General features: G+C 68.6%; 14 protein-coding genes. 6 read left to right on the forward strand and 8 right to left on the reverse strand.

What is annotated here, in order from left to right; translation table 11 throughout:
* The first annotated feature begins 3 nt into the window (after positions 1-3).
* Both IEZ09_RS05290 and IEZ09_RS05295 read left to right on the forward strand, forming a co-directional pair.
* Positions 4-1,218 carry a right-handed parallel beta-helix repeat-containing protein gene (locus IEZ09_RS05290; RefSeq protein ID WP_229812258.1) on the forward strand — a complete coding sequence of 405 codons (1,215 nt, stop codon included), beginning with the start codon at positions 4-6 and terminating at the stop codon, positions 1,216-1,218.
* Positions 1,215-1,892 carry a hypothetical protein gene (locus tag IEZ09_RS05295; RefSeq protein ID WP_189252425.1) on the forward strand — a complete coding sequence of 226 codons (678 nt, stop codon included), beginning with the start codon at positions 1,215-1,217 and terminating at the stop codon, positions 1,890-1,892. The genes IEZ09_RS05290 and IEZ09_RS05295 overlap by 4 nt, the downstream gene beginning before the upstream one ends.
* Here the strand turns inward: IEZ09_RS05295 and IEZ09_RS05300 are convergent.
* The 5 genes from IEZ09_RS05300 to IEZ09_RS05320 form a co-directional block, all read right to left on the reverse strand.
* On the reverse strand, positions 1,870-2,748 hold the full coding sequence (locus tag IEZ09_RS05300; protein WP_189252426.1) for a ribokinase: 879 nt from the start codon (positions 2,746-2,748) through the stop codon (positions 1,870-1,872). The two genes, IEZ09_RS05295 and IEZ09_RS05300, sit on opposite strands and share 23 nt — an antisense overlap.
* A 252-nt stretch (positions 2,749-3,000) precedes the next feature.
* Positions 3,001-3,921, reverse strand: a complete 921-nt coding sequence (locus IEZ09_RS05305; protein WP_189252427.1) for a substrate-binding domain-containing protein — start codon at positions 3,919-3,921, stop codon at positions 3,001-3,003.
* A 29-nt stretch (positions 3,922-3,950) separates the two neighbouring features.
* On the reverse strand, positions 3,951-4,832 hold the full coding sequence (locus IEZ09_RS05310; RefSeq protein ID WP_229812259.1) for an ABC transporter permease: 882 nt from the start codon (positions 4,830-4,832) through the stop codon (positions 3,951-3,953).
* A gap of 35 nt (positions 4,833-4,867) precedes the next feature.
* Positions 4,868-6,277, reverse strand: a complete 1,410-nt coding sequence (locus IEZ09_RS05315) for a sugar ABC transporter ATP-binding protein (RefSeq protein WP_189252429.1) — start codon at positions 6,275-6,277, stop codon at positions 4,868-4,870.
* A complete protein-coding gene (locus IEZ09_RS05320; protein ID WP_229812293.1) occupies positions 6,274-7,239 on the reverse strand; it encodes a LacI family DNA-binding transcriptional regulator in 966 nt (321 codons plus the stop codon). The genes IEZ09_RS05315 and IEZ09_RS05320 overlap by 4 nt, the downstream gene beginning before the upstream one ends.
* A gap of 103 nt (positions 7,240-7,342) precedes the next feature.
* On the opposite strand from IEZ09_RS05320, the gene IEZ09_RS05325 reads away from it, so the two are divergent.
* Entirely contained in the window at positions 7,343-9,130 is a 1,788-nt protein-coding gene (locus IEZ09_RS05325; protein WP_189252431.1) for a DUF2339 domain-containing protein, read from the forward strand.
* A gap of 80 nt (positions 9,131-9,210) precedes the next feature.
* Positions 9,211-10,284 (forward strand): YncE family protein, encoded by a 1,074-nt coding sequence (locus tag IEZ09_RS05330; protein WP_189252432.1) that lies wholly within the window; start codon positions 9,211-9,213, stop codon positions 10,282-10,284.
* Here the strand turns inward: IEZ09_RS05330 and IEZ09_RS05335 are convergent.
* On the reverse strand, positions 10,221-12,293 hold the full coding sequence (locus IEZ09_RS05335; protein WP_229812294.1) for an MMPL family transporter: 2,073 nt from the start codon (positions 12,291-12,293) through the stop codon (positions 10,221-10,223). The two genes, IEZ09_RS05330 and IEZ09_RS05335, sit on opposite strands and share 64 nt — an antisense overlap.
* 157 nt (positions 12,294-12,450) lie before the next feature.
* Here IEZ09_RS05335 and IEZ09_RS05340 point away from each other — a divergent pair, with 157 nt between their 5' ends.
* Both IEZ09_RS05340 and IEZ09_RS05345 read left to right on the forward strand, forming a co-directional pair.
* On the forward strand, positions 12,451-13,173 hold the full coding sequence (locus IEZ09_RS05340; RefSeq protein WP_189252434.1) for a TetR/AcrR family transcriptional regulator: 723 nt from the start codon (positions 12,451-12,453) through the stop codon (positions 13,171-13,173).
* Between the two features lie 33 nt (positions 13,174-13,206).
* Complete coding sequence (locus tag IEZ09_RS05345) at positions 13,207-13,947, forward strand: hypothetical protein (RefSeq protein WP_229812260.1); 741 nt, start codon at positions 13,207-13,209, stop codon at positions 13,945-13,947.
* Between the two features lie 21 nt (positions 13,948-13,968).
* On the opposite strand, the gene leuS is transcribed toward IEZ09_RS05345, so the two are convergent.
* Together leuS and IEZ09_RS05355 are read right to left on the reverse strand one after the other, a co-directional pair.
* Entirely contained in the window at positions 13,969-16,746 is a 2,778-nt protein-coding gene (gene leuS / locus IEZ09_RS05350) for a leucine--tRNA ligase (RefSeq protein ID WP_189252435.1), read from the reverse strand.
* 150 nt (positions 16,747-16,896) lie between these two features.
* Complete coding sequence (locus IEZ09_RS05355) at positions 16,897-17,862, reverse strand: esterase-like activity of phytase family protein (RefSeq protein WP_189252436.1); 966 nt, start codon at positions 17,860-17,862, stop codon at positions 16,897-16,899.
* Between the last annotated feature and the right edge of the window lie 36 nt (positions 17,863-17,898).

The following is a 17,898-nucleotide window of genomic DNA, read 5'->3' on the forward strand; positions in this document are numbered from 1 at the left end:
GCTGTGCGCGCTCCGTACACCTTTGCCGCTCTGCTCCTGGTCGCCGGATGTTCACCGGCGGCGGACCCGAAACTCGGCCCCGAGATCAACGTCCCGGCGCAGCTGACCACCATCCAGGCCGCCGTGGACGCGGCGCAGGAGGGCGCGACCATCATCGTGTCCCCCGGCGTCTACAAGGAGTCGGTGCAGGTCAGGACCAAGGGCCTCACGATCAGGGGCACCCAGCGCGGCAGCGTGATCATCGACGGCGAGGTCAAGCGCGCCAACGGGATCGTCGTCACCGCCCCGGACGTCTCGGTGCAGAACCTGACGGTCCGCAACCACACGTTGAACGGCGTGCTCGTCACCGGACTGAGTGAGAACGGCGGGATGGGCCGCGGCAGCAACGGCTACACCAAGCTCGACACGCAGAAGTTCCCGCCGTTGCAGGGCTTCCGCGTCTCGTACGTGACGGCCAGCAACAACGCGCTGTACGGCATCTACGCGTTCGACGCACAGCACGGCGTGATCGAGCAGAGCTACGCGAGCGGCAGCGCGGACTCCGGTTTCTACGTCGGCCAGTGCAAGCCGTGCGACATCGTCGTGCGCGGCAACGTCGCCGAGCGCAACGCCGTCGGCTACGAGGGCACGAACGCGTCCGGCCAGATGTACGTGCTGGGCAACAGGTTCAGCGGCAACCGCGTCGGCATGACCTCGAACTCCGACTACCAGGAGGCGTTCGTCCCGCAGGAGGACGCCACGTTCGTCGGCAACCTCGTGTCGGACAACTCCGAGGCGCTCTCACCGGCGCAGGCCGACGGCGCGTTCGGGCTCGGTGTGGGCATCGCGGGCGGTACGCGGAACCTGGTGTCCCGCAACCTGATCACCGGCAACCCCGGTGCCGGCATCGCGCTCGGGTCCAGCGAGGACCTGCCGCCGCTGGACAACCGGTTCGACGACAACGTGATCACCCGCAACGGCCAGGAAGTGCTGTACGTGGCCACGAAACGCGCACCCGGCAGGAACAACTGTTTCGACGACGGCCAGTGCTACGGCGGCGTCGGCGACCCGTTGCCGAAACCCGCCGCACCGCGCGGGATCCCGTTCAACCAGGTCGCCGCACCGCCGCTGCAGCCGGACATGCCGAGCGGCCCGTTGCCGGACAAGGCACCGAACGTGGAGAAGTACGGCGTGCCGACCGAGGACCTGTTCGACGACCGCGCGGCGGTGCGGTCGTGAGGAAGACGGTTCTCGCGCTGGCCCTCGCGGTGACGGCCTGCAGCTCCACGCCCGACCCCCGGCCGCTGTCGGTCCCCGAGGCGGAACGGCTGGCGCTGGTCAGGTTTTCCAACTACACGACCGGGATCAGGGCGTTCACCGCGTCCGTGCCGTCGCCCGGTGGAAAGCTCGTGCTGGACGGCCGGGTCGACTTCGTGAACCACCTCGGCTACGCGGGCATGCGCACGGACGGCCGTGACGACGAGTTCTCCCGGGGCCTGGTGCAGTGGAACCTGGGCAGGATGGCGTTCGCGACGAACCCGTCGGCCAAGCCGGTCGACCCGGTGCCGATGATCGACTGGCAGGTCAGGGACCTGCGGGAACGCGGCTCCGAACTGGACGGCGCGCTCCGGCTGCTGGTGAACCTGGGCTCGGACCGGCCGGAGAACGCCCAGCTGCTGCTGCAGAGCTCGGCGCGCTGGCTGCGTTCGGACCGGATCGGCGACACGGCCGTCGACGTCTTCGAGGGCCCGAAGCAGAAGGACGCGACCGACGCGCGGCTGCGCTACTGGCTCGACGCCGACGGCAAGCTCCGCAGGCTGGAAGCCAAGCTGGGCACCCAGGAGGAGCTCGCCGTCTTCGACTTCACCGGGCAGGGCGACCCGGTGCAGGTCATTCCGCCGCTGACGCGCTGACCTCGGCCGCGGTCGGGTAGGACGGCTGCGCGCCCGCCTTCGTGACAGAAAGCGCGGCGACCTTCGCCGCGTACTTCGCGGCGTCGACGAGCGTGTCGCCCTCGGCGAGCCGGGCGGACAGCGCGCCCGCGAACGCGTCGCCGGCGCCGGTCGTGTCCACGACCTCGGCGACCTCGATCGACGGCACCTCCGTGATGCCTTCCCCGGTCACAACGGCCGCACCGCGCGCGCCGAGCGTGACGACCGCGGACTGCGGGCCGAGCTGCAGCAAGCCCTGGAAGTCGGGCGCGAGCTGCGCGGCCTCGTGCTCGTTCACGATCAGCACGGTGAGCTGCCTCAGCGTTTCCGCCGGCAGTTCGGCGACCGGCGACAGGTTCAGCACGGTCCGCACGCCGACCTTCGCTGCCACGCCGATCGCGTGGATCACCGTCTCCAGCGGCACTTCCAGCGAACACGTCACTACCTGCGCGCCGTCGAACGAGACAGCGTCCACATCGGACGGTGACACGTCGGCGTTGGCGCCGGGGGAGACGACGATGGAGTTCTCGCCGTCCGGAGTCACGGTGATGTAGGCGATGCCGGTCGGCCGTGCGGACGTCTTCACCAGCTTGGTGTCGACACCGGACGACTCAAGCGACTCGCGCAGCAGCTCGCCGTACCCGTCGCCGCCGAGAGCACCGATGAGCGAAACCCCGGCACCGACGCGAGCGGCGGCAACGGCGGTGTTCGCGCCCTTGCCGCCGGGCAGCACGACGGTGTCGCCGCCGAGCACGGTCTCACCGCCGGCGGGCCGCCTGCCGACCTCGACCACGAGGTCGGCGTTGGCGGACCCGAGGACAAGCAGAGTGTTCGTCACTTGTTGGCCTCCTACCCACGACCGAGGCCGGGGCAATCCATCCTCGCGGTTGGAAACTTTCTGCTTCTCAGCCCATTGCCGCCTGGGTTACCAGCGGAGGGACGGTGTACCGCCCACGGTCTTACACAGGCTCCACAGACCTGACATCCCGCCAGCCCGGCGGTAGGCCGGTTGAGCGTCTCAACCGGCACCGCCAAAGCTATCACCAGCTCGCAGGCCTTCTCGATCAGGTGAATGTGACCAGTTGCCGCGCTACTTGATGAACTCTGCCACGTTCTGCTTCGTGATGACCTTGACCTCGACGTCCACGACCTGCTGGACGGGCTCGCCCTTGGCCGCCTTCACGGCCTGCTCGACGGCCTTGGAGCCGAGCAGCTTGGGCTGCTGCGCGATGGTCGCGACGAGCGTGCCGTCCTGGATCGCCTTCAGACCGTCCGGCGTGCCGTCGAAGCCGACGACCATGACGTCCTTGCCGGCACGGGCGCCGAGCGCCTTGATCGCACCGAGCGCCATCTCGTCGTTCTCGGCGAAGATGCCCTTGATGTTCGGGTGACCCTGCAGCAGGTTGGTGGTCTCGTTCAGGGCCTTGGCGCGGTCGAAGTCCGCGACGGCCGTGGCGACGACCTTGATGTTGCCGCTGTTCAGGCCCTGCTCGAAGCCCTGGCCGCGGTCACGCGACGCCGACGCGCCCGAGATGCCCTTGAGGTGCGCGACCTCGCCGGAGGTGGCGCGGCCGAGCTCGATGGCAGCGAGGCTGCCGCCCGACACGTTGTTGGAGGCGACCTCGGCGGCGACCTTGCCGCCCTCGACCGCGCGGTCGACCGAGATCAGCGGGATGTTCGCCATCTCGGCGGCCTTGGCGGCGGGCGCGGCCTGCTTGGAGTCGACCGGGTTGAGGATGATCGCCTTGACGCCCTGGGTCACCAGCGTCTGCACCTGGTTGACCTGGTTCGTCGCGTCGTTCTGCGCGTCGACCACGGTCAGCTTGGCACCGAGCTGGTTCGCCATCTCCTGCGCGCCCTGCTGCAGTTCCACGAAGAACGGGTTGTTCAAAGTGGACACCGCGAGGCCGACGGTGATGCCGCTGCCTCCGGACGCCCCTGTTCCGCTGCACCCGGTCGCCAGCAGCGCAGCGGCACCGAGCGTCAGCGCGATCCGTCGGGTCACCTTCATTGGTGTCTTCCTTACCTGTTCGGGATTTCTCAGCGACGGCGAAGTGAGTCGAGCAACGCGGCGAGAGCGATCACCGCGCCGATGACGACCTGCTGCCAGAAGGGCGGAACTTGCAGCAGGTTGAGGCCGTTGCGCAGGACGGCGAGCACAAGTGCGCCGACCAACGTCCCGGTGGCGCGGCCAACGCCACCGGACAAGGACGCACCACCGATGACGACAGCGGCGATGGCGTCGAGCTCGTAACCGACCGCTGCCTGCGGACCGGCGGACCCGAGCCGTCCCGCGAGCACGAGGCCCGCGGCGGCGGCGAACAGGCCGGAAAGGGCGTAGATCCAGAGCTTCTGCTTGCGCACGTCGATGCCGCTGAGCTTCGCGGCCTCCTCGTTGCCACCGATCGCGTACATGCGGCGGCCGAGGTTCGTGCGGGTGAGGATGAGGCCGGTGACGCCGAAGAACGCCAGCATCAGCAGCAGCGGCAACGGCAGGCTGGGCGCGAGGTTCGAGCCGAGGAACGTGACCAGTGCGTCGGTCTCGTGCGGCTGACCTCCGGAGAACACCAGCGTCAGACCACGCGCCACGCTGAGCATGGCTAGCGTCGCGATGAACGGCGGCAGCTTGCCGTAGCTGATCAACGCGCCGTTCACGAGGCCGCACAACGCACCGACGACCAGGCCGACCGGACCGGCGGTGAGCGCGCCGACCATGGCGGCCAGCGCGGCGATGCTGCCGACCGACAGGTCGATGCCGCCCGCGACCACCACGAACGTCATGCCGAACGCCATGATCGCGATGACTGCGGCCTGTACGCCGACGTTGAGCAGGTTCTGCGCGGAGAGGAACGCCGGCTGCATGATCGCGATCGCGACAGCGAGCACGAGGAGCCCTGCCAGCGCTCCGTTCTCAGCCATCATTTTTTGGGGCGTACGGCGACTGCTGTTGATCGTGGTCATGCGGAGATCTCCTGCACGGCGAGTGCCATCACCTGGTCCTGGGTTGCGCCCTTCGGCAGCTCACCGGCCACTCGGCCGTGTGCCATCACGACGACGCGGTCGCTCATTCCGATCACCTCGGGCAGGTCGCTGGACACGAGCAGCACGGCCCGTCCCTGCGCGGTCATGCGGTTGATGAGCTCGTAGATCTCGACCTTGGCGCCGACGTCGACGCCGCGCGTGGGCTCGTCGAGGATCAGCACCTTCGGGTCGGCCAGCAGCCACTTGCCGATGACGACCTTCTGCTGGTTGCCGCCGGACAGTTCCTTCACGGGCTGATCGACGCGGCCCTTGATCCGGAGCTTGCCCGCGATGTCGGTCAGGCGCTTGGAGTCGCGGTTCGCCAGCGTGGCCAGTTCGAGGTTCTGCCCGACGGACGCGGTCAGCACGAGACCCTGGCCCTTGCGGTCCTCCGGGACCAGGCCGAGCCCTGCCTTGATGGCGGCCTGGACGTTGTTGCGGGGCAACGGCTTCCCGTCGACCTCGACCGTGCCGTAGTCGTAGTCGTCCACGCCGAACGCCGCCCGCGCGACCTCGGTGCGGCCAGCGCCGACGAGACCGGCGACGCCGACGACCTCGCCCGCGCGGACCTCGATGTTGATGTCGCGGAAGACGCCGCGCCTGGTGAAGTTCGAGATGCGCAGGAGCGGCTGGCCCGGACGCTTGCGGGCACGCGGGTACTGCTCCTCGATGGGGCGGCCGACCATCAGCTCGATCATGTGCTGAGTGGTGGCCTTCGGCCCGAGGACGCCGACGCTGCGCCCGTCGCGCAGGACCGTGATGCGGTCGGCGATGCGCTGGATCTCGTCGAGGTGGTGGGTGATGAAGACGAGACCCACGCCGTTCTCGCGCAGCTGAGCCATGATCTCCAGCAGCCGGTCGGTCTCGGTGTCGGTGAGGACCGCGGTCGGCTCGTCGAGGATCAGCACGCCGGCGTTCTTGTCGAGCGCGCGAGCGATCTCGATCATCTGCTGCTGGGCGATGCCGAGGTCTTTGACCTTGGCGTTCGGGTCGACGTTCAGACCTACCCGCTCGAGCAGCTTGGGGGCGCGGCGGCGCATCTCGGCCCGGTCGACGAAGCCGAATTTCTTCGGCAACCGGTTGAGGAACAGGTTCTCCGCGACGCTGAGCTCGGGGACCAGCGCGAGCTCCTGGTGGATGACGGCGAGGCTGGCCTTGCCCTCGATCGTGCCTTCGTCGTGGCTGTGGATGCCCGCGAGCACCTTGACCAAAGTGGACTTTCCCGCACCGTTCTCGCCGAGCAGCACGTGGACCTCACCGGCGTTGATGTCGAGGTCGACCCCGTCCAACGCCCTGGTCGTGCCGAACTGCTTGGTGATGCCACGGGCGGTGATGAGCGTCTTCACAGCTCGGCCTCCCCGCACGAACCGCGCAGCACGAGCTTCGCGGTGAGGCGGACGTCGTCGGGCTGCTGGCCGTTGATCAGGGCCAGCAGGCTGCGGGCGGCGGCACGGCCCATCTCCACGGTCGGCTGGGCGATGACCGTGATCGGCGGGTCGAGCAGCGGGAACCACGGCTGGTCGTCGAACACCGCGAGCGCGATGTCGTGCGGGATCTGCAGGCCACGGGCCCTGATCTCGCCCAACGCGCCGAGGCCCATCAGGTTGTCCATGACGACCAGCGCGGTGGCGCCGTCGTCGATCAGCCTCGCGGCGGCCTGGCTGCCGCTCTCCTGGCGGAAGTCGCCGTGCACGATCTGCGCCACGCCACCGAGCACGGCGGTGAGCACGTCGGTTCGTTCTCTTCCAGTGGAGGTGTTCGGCGGTCCCGCGATCACACCGATGCGGGAGTGGCCGGCGCCGACGAGCCGCCGGGCGAGCGCGGTCAATGCCTCGCTGCCGTCGGCGCGGACGACGGGGCATGTCGCGCCCCTGACCGTCCGGTCGAGCAGGACGAGCGGAACGCCACCTGCGCTCACTTCGCGAACCAGGCTCGGGTCGTCGGTCGCGGGGCACAGCAGGAGGCCGTCCACCCGGCGGTCGAGCAGGGTGCGCACGTAGGTGGCCTCCTGCTCGGCGCTCTCGTCGGCGTTCCCGATCACGACGCAGTAGCCGTGTGACCGGGCTTCGTCCTCGACCGCTCGCGCGATCTCGGCGAAGAACGGGTTCAGCAGGTCGCTGATCACCAGACCGAGGGTCTGGGTGCTGGTGGTCCGGAGGGACCGGGCCAGGGCGTTGGGCCGGTAGCCGAGTTCCTCGATCGCCGCGAGCACCCGCTCACGGGTCTCGGGGGTCGGCGCGGCATGGCCGTTCAGCACGCGCGACACGGTGGCCGTGGAGACGCCTGCGTGCTGCGCGACGTCCTTCATGGTCGTCACGAGGCCGTAGTTAATCGATTACACATGGATGTAGTCAAGCCGGATGAGTAGGTGTACGGATGTCACCAGACGTGCTCTGCCTCACCCTGATCTCATGAACGGACAGGACCGCCTCGGGTACGAACAGCGCCTCGCGCTGGAGCTCGCGGCCATCGGGCAGCGGCTGGTCACGATCAGCGCGGAGATGCGGGAGCACTCGGCCGCGGTCGCCCCACCACCCGTGGCGGCTCCTCCTGTCGCGGTTCCGGCGCCACCGGTCGTGCCGCCGCCACCGGTGCAGCAGCAGTGGCCGCAGCCTCCGCCTCAACAGCCGTGGGCTCCTCCGCAGCCGCGCGAGTCGCTGTTCGAGAAGCTCGGCAAGGACGGTGCCGGGTCGAAGCTGCTGGCCTGGGTCGGTGGTGCGATCACCGTGCTCGGCTTCGTGCTGCTGCTGATCCTCGCCATCCAGCGCGGGTGGCTCGGTCCGCTGCCGCGCGTGATCGGCGGTGCGGTCTTCAGCGGTGCGCTCGTGGGCATCGGCATCTGGCTGCACCGCAACCCGGCCGGTCGCACCGGGGCGTTCGCGCTGGCCGCCACCGGTTTCGCTGGCCTCTACCTCGACGTCATCGCCGCGACGAGCCTCTACGAGTACCTGCCCCCGCCGGTGGGTCTCGTCGTCGGGCTCGGCGTCGCGGCCACCGGTGTCGTACTCGCGCTGCGGTGGGACTCGCAAACGCTCGCGGTCGGTGTCGTCGCAGCGTGCGCCATCTGTGCGCCGATCTTGACCGAGGGCTTCACGGTGCTGCTGGTCGGGTTCCTGCTGGTGCTGAAGATGGCCAGCACACCGGTCCAGATCCAGCGCAACTGGCCGGGTCTCGCGATCGCCGGCGGCTTCCCGCCGATCATCGCCTCGCTGTTCACCACGGCGAACGCCATCCCGCGCGACTACGAGTGGACGGTCGTCGGGGTCGCCGCTGCCACGACCGTCGTCGGCATCACGGTCGCACTGCTGACCATCCGGAAGCGGCCGGACGACATCGTCGCGGTCGCGCTGGTCGCAGGCTCGGCACTGCCCGCGCTGTTCGCGACGACGCTCCTGGAGGACCCGGCCAACTCCGTGCTCGCCGGTGCGGTGGCCGCGGTGCTGCTGGCCATCTGGATGGTGCCCGACCTGCCGCGTTCGTTCACGACGGCGGCCGGGGCGACCGGCATGCTCGCGTTGTTCCAGACCACGGTGATCGCGCTCGACGGCAACGTCCGCACGGCGATCGTGCTGGCCGAGGCGGTGCTGCTCGCGTTCCTCGCGGCACGGCTCGACAAGCGCAGCGCGTTGGTGGGGTCGATCGTGTTCGGTGCCGTCGGGTTCCTGATGGCGGTCGGTCAGGCCGTGCCGATCACGTGGCTGGTCGAGGAACCGCGCTACGTCACCGTCGGCTCCGGCGACTACGCGGCAGGCCTCGTCACGGCGCTCGTGCTGGGCGTCTTCGCGGCCACCGCGCCGTGGGCCGCGTTGAAGATGCAGGTGCTGCGCGAGCCGGCCAAGCACCCGGTCCCGTGGATCGCCGCCGGGCTCGTGCTGCTCTACGGCGCGGCCGGTGCGGTGCTGTGCGCGGCGCTGCTCGTCTCGCCGGACGAGAGCGGATTCCTCTTCGGACACTCGGTGGTCACCGTGTCGTGGACGATCGCCGCGTTGTTCTTGCTGGTGAAGGGAATCAACAACAAGGCGCTGCGAATCTCCGGTCTGATCCTGGTCGGTGCGGCGGTGATCAAGCTGGTCACGTTCGACCTGGCCGCTTTGGACGGTGTCGCCCGCGTGCTGGCGTTCCTCGGCGCCGGTCTGGTGTTGTTGACCGCAGGTACCCGCTACGCCAAGTTGGTCGCCAGCGCTCGAACTCCCGAGTAGTACTACGACCGGGCAAAGATTTCCCTCTGACGGGTGACGGAAGTAGATCGAAAGCACCCAGAAGTGGTCCCATCGGGCGTATGGCAAAGCCACGCCTCGTGGCCGCGGTTCTAGCGCTCTCAGCGGCCATCGCGGCGATGGGTGTCGAGCAACGGCACGACTACACGACCACTTCTGCAGCGGCGGTTCCGCGCGCGTACGTGGTGGCCAAGACCGGGCTCGTCCAAGTCGTCGACACCAGGAACGGCACGGTGCTCGCGCACGCCGACACGGCGGGCCGCGCGACCGGTGTCGCCGTGTCGCCGGACGGGCAGCGGGTCTACGTGGTCAACGGCTGGACGGGCGCGATCACCGAGGTCGACCCGAACACCGGCGCGGTGATCGACCGGCTCTTCACGCAGGTGCAGCTCTCCCACGCGGCGATGCGCCCGGACGGAAAGCGCCTCTACGTGTCGGCGAGCGGTGGCGTGGCGGTGGTGGACCCTGAGACCTTCCAGCTGGTCGCGGCGGTCAAGGTGCCCGGCCAGCCGCAGGGTCTCGCCGTCCACCCCAACAACCAGATCCTCTACGTGGCGAACGCGCAGGACGGCACCGTCGGCCTGGTCGACACGGCGACGGCGTTCCAGACCTCGACCGTGCAGGTCGGCGGCCTGCCGCAGTACCTGGCGATCTCACCGGACGGCAAGCGCCTCTACGTGAGCAGCATGCGGCTGGGCGAGCAGACGCCGGGCACGCTGTCGGTGATCGACACGACGACGAACCAGGTCGTCGGCACGATGAGCGTCGGCAGGGGAGCGGGCAGCCTCGCCGTCACCCCGGACGGCGCCACCGTCTACCTGGCGCTCGCGAAGGAGGGGTCGGTCGCGGTCATCGACACGGCGACCATGACGGTCCGCGAACGCTTGCCCATCAACGCACCGAGCGTCGCCATCGCGCCGGGAGACCCGAGGGTCTTCCTCGCGACCGGCGCGACGACGACGGTCCTGGACAGCTCGAACACGGTGCTCGCCACCTACCGGATGAAGCCCGCCGACCTGCGGGACACGAGGCCGCGCCAGTTCGACGCGGCCATGATCGCCTTCCCTCCCGGTCAGCCGACCGCGACGGGCTCGCGCACCTCGTCGTCGAAGTCGTCGTCGACCGGCTCGTCGTGAAGCGCGAGGCGTTCCTGGATCCGCTTGAGCGGACCGGGTGACCACCACGCGGCGTTGCCGAGCAGCTTGAGCACGGCCGGCACGAGCAGCATCCGGACGACCGTGGCATCGAGCGCCAGCGCGAGGATCATGCCGACGCCGACGAACCGCATCATCGCCACCTGCGAGAACGCGAACGCACCGGTCACGACGATCAGCAGCAGCGCAGCCGACGTGATCACCCGGCCGGTCTTGGCCAGGCCGGTGGTCACCGCTTCCTCGGTCGTGGCGCCCTGCCCGCGGGCCTCGACCATCCTGCTGAGCAGGAAGACCTCGTAGTCCGTCGACAGACCGAACACGATGGCGGCCATCAGCACGACGATGCCGGACTCGAGCGGTCCCGGCGTGATGCCGAGCAGGTCGGCGCCGTGGCCCTCCTGGAAGACCCAGACCAGCACGCCGAACGTCGCGGACAACGACAGCGCGCTCATCACCACGGCCTTGATCGGCAGCACGACCGAGCCGAACGCCAGGAACATCAGGATCAGCGTGGCGCCGACCAGCAGCCCGATCATCAACGGCAGCCCGTCGGCGATGGCGTCGAGCGAGTCCGTGACGATGGCCGTGGTGCCGCCGACCAGGACCTCGGCGTTCGGCGGAGGCGTGAGCGCCCGGACGTCCTCGAGCGCCTGCTTCGACTCGTCGCTCAGCGCGTCGTGCTCCAGCCCGGCCGAGGCGGACGTGACGCCCTTGTCCGCGCCGAGCGGCTGGACCTCGCCGATGCCCTTGACGTCCTTGACCTTGCCCAGGAACTCCTGGACAGCCGCCTGGTCGCCACCCTTGACGACGATCTTGAGACCGGTGTTGGAGAGCGCCGAGAAGTTGTGGTTGATGTTCTCGGTGGCCACGCGCACGGCGTTGCCCTCCGGCAGCACCTTCTCGGTGACCTGTCCGAACTGGACGTTCAGGAACGGCGCGCCGAGGGCAGCGAGAACCGCGATCAGCGGAACGGCGAACAGCAGCGGCCGCTTCATGACCTTGCCGCTCAGGCTGCGCCAGCCGCGCTCGCTCGGCTCCTTCTTGCGCCACGGCATGGCGAGCTTGTCGACCCGGTGGCCGAGCACGCCGAGCAACGCGGGCAGCAGCGTCAGCGAGACCAGCGCGGCGATCGCGACCGACGACATGCCGCCGTACGCGAGGGACTTCAGGAAGCCGTGCGGGAAGATCAGCAACCCGGCCAGCGCGATGACCAGCAGCGTCGCGGAGAACATGACGGTGCGGCCGGCACTCGCCACGGTCCGGCCCACCGCCTGTTCGGTCGTGCGCCCTGCCGCGAGCTCCTCGCGGAACCGTCCGACCATGAACAGGCCGTAGTCGATCGCCATGCCCAGGCCGAGCAGGGACGCGACGTTGACGGCGAACGAGTTGACCTCGGTGAAGATCGCGATGCCGTGCAGCACGCCGAGCGCACCCATGATCGCGAGCCCGCCGACGACCACCGGCAGGCTGGCGGCGACGAGACCACCGAAGATGATCACGAGCAACAGCAGGACCAGCGGCAACGAGAACATCTCCGCACGCGTCAGGTCCGCCTGCGACATGTCGTTGATGGCCTTCTGGGTGGGCACGAGCCCACCGACCTGCTGGGTGAAGCCGTCGACGTTCAGCTGCTTCTGGATGTCCTCGAACTGCTTGATCTGCTCGTTCGAGTCACCGCTGGAGAGCGTGATGGCGACCAGCGCCTGCTGCTTGTCGTCGGACGGCACCGGCCCGACGGTCTTCAGCACGTCGTCCTTGGGGAAGCCGCTGATGTGGTCGGCGATCTTCTTGAGCTCGAGCGGGTTCGCGAAATCGCCGCGATAAATGACGATCACATCACCGTTCTGCCGCCCGAACGCCTCCTCAGCTACCTTGTCGGCCCGCGCCGCCTCGCTGGAAGGAGCCTCGTACCCACCCTGGCTGAGCTTGTCGAACACGCCCATGCCCCACACGCCGCCGAGCACGGCGAGCAGTACGGTCGCGATCAACACCACCCACCGGCGGCGATATGCGATAGAGCCCCACTTCGCGAACATCGACGACGGCCTCCTGGGTTACCGTGCTGTAAATCCCGTGAACTCTTGTAAACACCGTTCACCAAAAACCGTACGGGCGGTGGACGAGGTCTACAACCCGATGGAGTGACATATGACCGAGGCCACTCGCCGAGAACGGCTCCGCGCAGAAACCGAGCGTGAGATTCGGCAGGCGGCCCGCGCCCTTTTGGTGGAACGCGGCCGCGACGCGGTGACCCTGCGTGCCATCGCACGCGAGCTGGGCATCACCGCGCCCGCCTTGTACCGCTACTACGACTCCCACGACGCGCTATTGCGGCAACTCTGCGACGACATCTGCGCCGACATGGCAGCAGTCCTCTACGCGGACCTCGCCGCGGACACGTCAGGGCAGGTGGGGTGCCAGGTCAGGGCGGTGTGCCGGGGCTTCCGCCGCTGGGCGCTCGCCCATCCCCAGGAGTTCGCGCTGGTCTTCGCCTCGCCCCGCGACCCGCTGGGCGCCGACCAGTTCGGGTCGGTGTTCCTGCAGCTGGCCGGTCGGCTGATCGCGTCGAACCTGGTCGTCAAGCACGCGGACGAGGAAGTGCCCGAAGTGCTGCACGAGGACCTGGTCAGGTTCCAACAGGTGTTGATGGACGCGGTGTCGGTGCACGGGGTGACGATCGAGGACGACGTCCTGAATCTCGGGAAGATCTACCACGTGGTGCAGTCGTGGGTGCGGCTGTACGGGCACGTGGCGCTGGAGGTGTTCGGGAGGTTCCCGTTCACGGTGAGCAACCCTGAGCCGATGTTCGACAGCATGCTCGACCAGATGTTGTCGGACATCGGGTTCCAGGAGGACGACTCGGCTCGATGAGCGGTGTAGCGCCGGTCAGGTGTTCGGCGACATATGACCATGGTCGACGCCACGGATCCGGCAGCATCTCCTGATCAACCTGACGCCCTCGAAGGGCCGGTCTCGTCGCCGGGCGGGCGGGGACAGTTCGTCCTCGATCTGCTGGACAAGGCCATCGGCCTCCAGACACCGCTGGTCCGCAAGAACATCGCCAGGGCCCGCCAGCGCAATCCGGAGGCGACACCGGCGGAGGTCGTCAGCACCCTGGAGAAGATGTACGTCAGCGCCCTGGCCAGCACAGGAGCCGCTGTCGGGGGCGCCGCGGCCGCGCCAGGTGTCGGCACCGGTATCGCGCTGGCGCTGTCGGCGGGCGAAGCACTCTCCTCGCTCGAACTGAGCGCCCTGTTCGTGCTCTCGGTCGCCGAAGTCCACGGAGTCGCGCTCGACGAGATCGAACGCCGCCGGACCCTCGTACTGGGCATCCTGCTCGGCGAGTCCGGCTCCAAGACCATCGGCAAGGTCGCCGAGCGCACCGGCCAGCACTGGGCTCGCCAGCTCGTCAGCATGGTGCCGACGGCGACGTTGAAACAGATCAACAAGGTCCTGGGCAAGAACTTCATCACCAAGTACGGCACGAAGCAGGGGATCGTCGTGCTCGGCCGTGCTGTCCCGTTCGGCATCGGCGCGGCGATCGGCGGTGCTGCCAACGCCACCGTGGCTGCCCTGGCGGTCCGGGCCGCCCGGCGCGCGTTCGGCCCGGCGCCGGAGTTGTGGCCCGAGCCGGCGCAGCCGTAGCCGCGCCGGCTCGTCTCGGTGCTACAGAACGACGTTCACCAGGCGACCGGGGACGACGATCACCTTGCGCGGCTCGCCACCGGCGACCAGCTCGGCGATCTTCTCCTCGGCCAGTGCCGCGGCCTTGATCTCGTCCTGCGAGGCGGAGGCCGAAACGACGACCCGCGAGCGGACCTTGCCGTTGACCTGGATCGGGTACTCAACGGTGTCCTCGACCAGGTACTGCTCGTCGGCCACCGGGAACGGGCCGTGCGCCAGCGAGCCCGTGTGACCCAGCTTCGCCCACAGTTCCTCGGCCACGTGCGGGGCCTGCGGGGCCAGCATCAGCACCAGGGGCTCGGCCAGGGCGCGGGGCGTGCCGGCGGCGTAGTGCTTGGTGACGTAGTTGTTCAGCTCGATCAGCTTTGCGCCTGCCGTGTTGTAGCGCAGGTTGGCGTAGTCGTCGTGGACGCCGGCGATCGTCTTGTGCAGCAGGCGCAGCGCTTCGACCGAGGGCTCCTCGTCCGTCACGCGCAGGGAGCCGTCGGTCTCGTCGATCAGGTTGCGCCACAGGCGCTGCAGGAAGCGTTGTGCGCCAACGACGTCCTTGGTCGCCCACGGGCGGGAGACGTCCATCGGGCCCATGGACATCTCGTAGAACCGGAAGGTGTCGGCGCCGTACCGTTCGCACATCTCGTCCGGCGTGACGACGTTCTTCAGGCTCTTGCCCATTTTTCCGTACTCGCGGCGGACTTCTTCGCCGTTGTAGAAGTACTTGCCGTTCTCCTCGACGACGTCGTCGGCCGGGACGTAGACGCCGCGCGGGTCGACGTACGCGTACGCCTGGATGTAGCCCTGGTTGAACAGGCGGCGGTACGGCTCGTCGCCGGTCAGGTGGCCCAGGTCGAACAGGACCTTCTGCCAGAAGCGCGAGTACAGCAGGTGCAGAACTGCATGTTCGACGCCGCCGATGTACAGGTCGACGCCGCCGGGGTCGGTCGGGCCGTGCTCGGCCGTGCGCGGGCCCAGCCAGTACTTCTCGTTCTCCGGGTTGACGAACCGCTCGGTCTCGACCGGGTCGACGTAGCGCAGCTGGTACCAGCACGAACCCGCCCAGTTCGGCATGGTGTTCGTGTCGCGGCGGTACGTGCGAACACCGTCGCCCAGGTCCAGCTCGACGGTGGTCCACTCGGTCGCGCGCGACAGCGGCGGCGACGGCTCGGTGTCCGCGTCCTCCGGGTCGAACGTGCGCGGGGAGTAGTCGTCGACGTCGGGCAGCTCGACCGGCAGCATCGACTCCGGCAGCGGGATCGGGGTGCCGTTCTCGTCGTAGACGATCGGGAAGGGCTCGCCCCAGTAGCGCTGGCGGCTGAACAGCCAGTCGCGCAGCTTGAACTGGACGGTGCCGTGGCCGTGGCCGTTCTCCTCCAGCCAGCCGATGATCGTCTTCTTGGCGTCGTCGATGGACAGGCCGTCCAGGAAGCCCGAGTTCACCGCGGGGCCGTCGCCGGTGTACGCCTCGCCGTCGAAGTCGGCGGGCGGCTGGACCGTGCGGATGATCGGCAGGTCGAACTTCTTCGCGAAGTCCCAGTCGCGCTGGTCCTGGCCGGGCACGGCCATGATCGCGCCGGTGCCGTAGCCCATCAGCACGTAGTCGGCGATGTAGACGGGGATCTGCTGGCCGTTCACCGGGTTCGTGGCGTACGCCCCGATGAAGACGCCGGTCTTCTCCTTGTTCTCCTGACGGTCCAGTTCGGACTTCAGGGACGCAGCCCGTCGGTACGCCGCGATGTCTGCCACGCGATCGGGCGCCGCAATCGCGTCCACCAGCTCGTGTTCCGGTGCCAGGACCATGTAGGTCGCGCCGAACAACGTGTCCGGACGGGTCGTGAAGACCTCAATGTTCTCGTCTCCCACCGCGAATCGGACACGGGCACCATGCGAGCGCCCGATCCAGTTGCGCTGCATGGCCTTGACCTTGTCCGGCCAGTCCAGCCGGTCCAGGTCGTCGATCAGCCGGTCCGAGTACGCGGTGATGCGCATCATCCACTGGCGCAGGTTCTTCCTGAACACCGGGAAGTTGCCGCGCTCACTGCGTCCGTCGGCGGTGACCTCTTCGTTCGCCAGCACAGTACCCAGTCCGGGACACCAGTTGACGGGCGCCTCCGACAAGTAGGCCAGGCGGAAATCGCCCAAGATCCTTTGCTGGTCGGCAAAAGACAGCTCAGACCACTTGCGACCGTCCGGAACGTCCCGCTCGCCAGACTCGAACTGGGCGACCAGCTCGGCGATCGGACGAGCCTTGCGCGCGTCCGGGTCGTACCAGGAGTTGAAGATCTGCAGGAAGATCCACTGAGTCCACTTGTAGTACTCGGGGTCGATCGTCGAGATGCGACGCCGCTCGTCGTGGCCCAGCCCCAGCCTGCGGATCTGGCGCAGGTACGTGTTGATGTTGTCTTCGGTGGTCTTGCGCGGGTGCTGGCCGGTCTGCACCGCGTACTGCTCGGCGGGCAGGCCGAACGCGTCGAAGCCCATCGTGTGCAGAACGTTGCGGCCGTTCATGCGGTGGTAGCGCGCGAACACGTCCGTGCCGATGAAGCCCAGCGGGTGGCCGACGTGCAGCCCGGCACCGCTCGGGTACGGGAACATGTCCTGCACGAACAGCTTGTCCGCGGGCACGTCACCCTTGAGCGCCCCGGCGGGGTTCGGCGCGTGGTAGGTGCCGTGGTCCTCCCAGTACTGCTGCCACCGCTTCTCGATCTGGTTCGCCAGCTCGGCGGTGTAGCGGTAGGCGGGAATCTCCGCCGCGTCCGTGCTCATGATGATGAGTCCCTCTCCATCGATCCTGCCCCTGACATGACGAAACCCCCAGCCCGAGAGGGCATGGGGGCTGCCGCGCCGACCGTCTTTCGATCAGGTCTGCGCGGCTAACTAAGGAGCAGGCGGGCCGTGCTCATGTCGTCAACGGTATCAGCGCACCGCAAGCGCGATGAACTGGGTGACCTGGGTCGCGTTGAAGTTGTCGTCGGAGACCAGCCACAACGTGCCGTCCGGGCCCCAGGCCATGCCCTCCAGGTTGTCGACCCTGCTCACCGGGAACGTGCCGATGTCCGCGAGCAGGCGCTTCCGGTTCTGCAGCGGCCGGTACTCGAACAGCCGGACCTTGTTGCCGAGAGTCGGGCTGTACGAGCGTTCGAGGACGAGGTAGACGCCGGGCGACTTCTCCAGGATCGCCGTGACGCCCGTGCTCGCGTCCGGGGCGAACAGCGGTTCCTGCTGGTAGCGGTACTGGGCGACGACCTGGCCGGTGCGCGTCTGGACGACGACTCTGGAGACCGCGCCCTTGGCCGGGGTCGCCGGCGGGCCGTCCTGCAGCAGCGGGCCTTCGACGGCGGTCACGACGAGGGTGCCGCCGAGAGCGAAGGTCAGGCCTTCCAGGGCCTCGTTGCGCCGCGGGCCGGACTCCGGCTTCATCCTGAGGTCCTCGGGCGTGGGCAAGGCCCGGCCGAACGCCCCGTCACGCTTGCTGAACTGCACCGACGGGTCGATGAGCGTGGTCGGCGTGCGGTCGCCCTCCTGGCTCCACAGCAGGTCGCCGGTCCGGCGATCCACCCGGATGTCCTCCGGGTCGACCGTGCCCGCCGGATACGGGCCGTTGGGACCCACGAGAGAGTGCACGTCCGTGAACTCGACGCCCTTGCGCGAAAGCCTGCCCTCGTAGAACCGGGGCGCCACGCGGTCGTCGCTGATCAGGATCCATTTGCCGGTGCGGCGGTCGTAGTCGAGACCGGAGAGGCCACCGACCGTCGTACCACCCACGACCAGGCCTTTCGGCACGACGTGTTCGGTGATGAACCGGACTTCGGGGTTGTGCGCCTGCGCGGGAGTCGCGCACAGACCGAGCAGCACCGGGACGAGCAGGAGTCGTCTGAGCATGGCGCACAGCACATCTGACCGGGGTGACTGCCAGGT

This window comes from Lentzea flava (assembly GCF_014648475.1).
In the GTDB taxonomy this organism is placed as follows: Bacteria; Actinomycetota; Actinomycetes; order Mycobacteriales; family Pseudonocardiaceae; genus Lentzea; species Lentzea flava.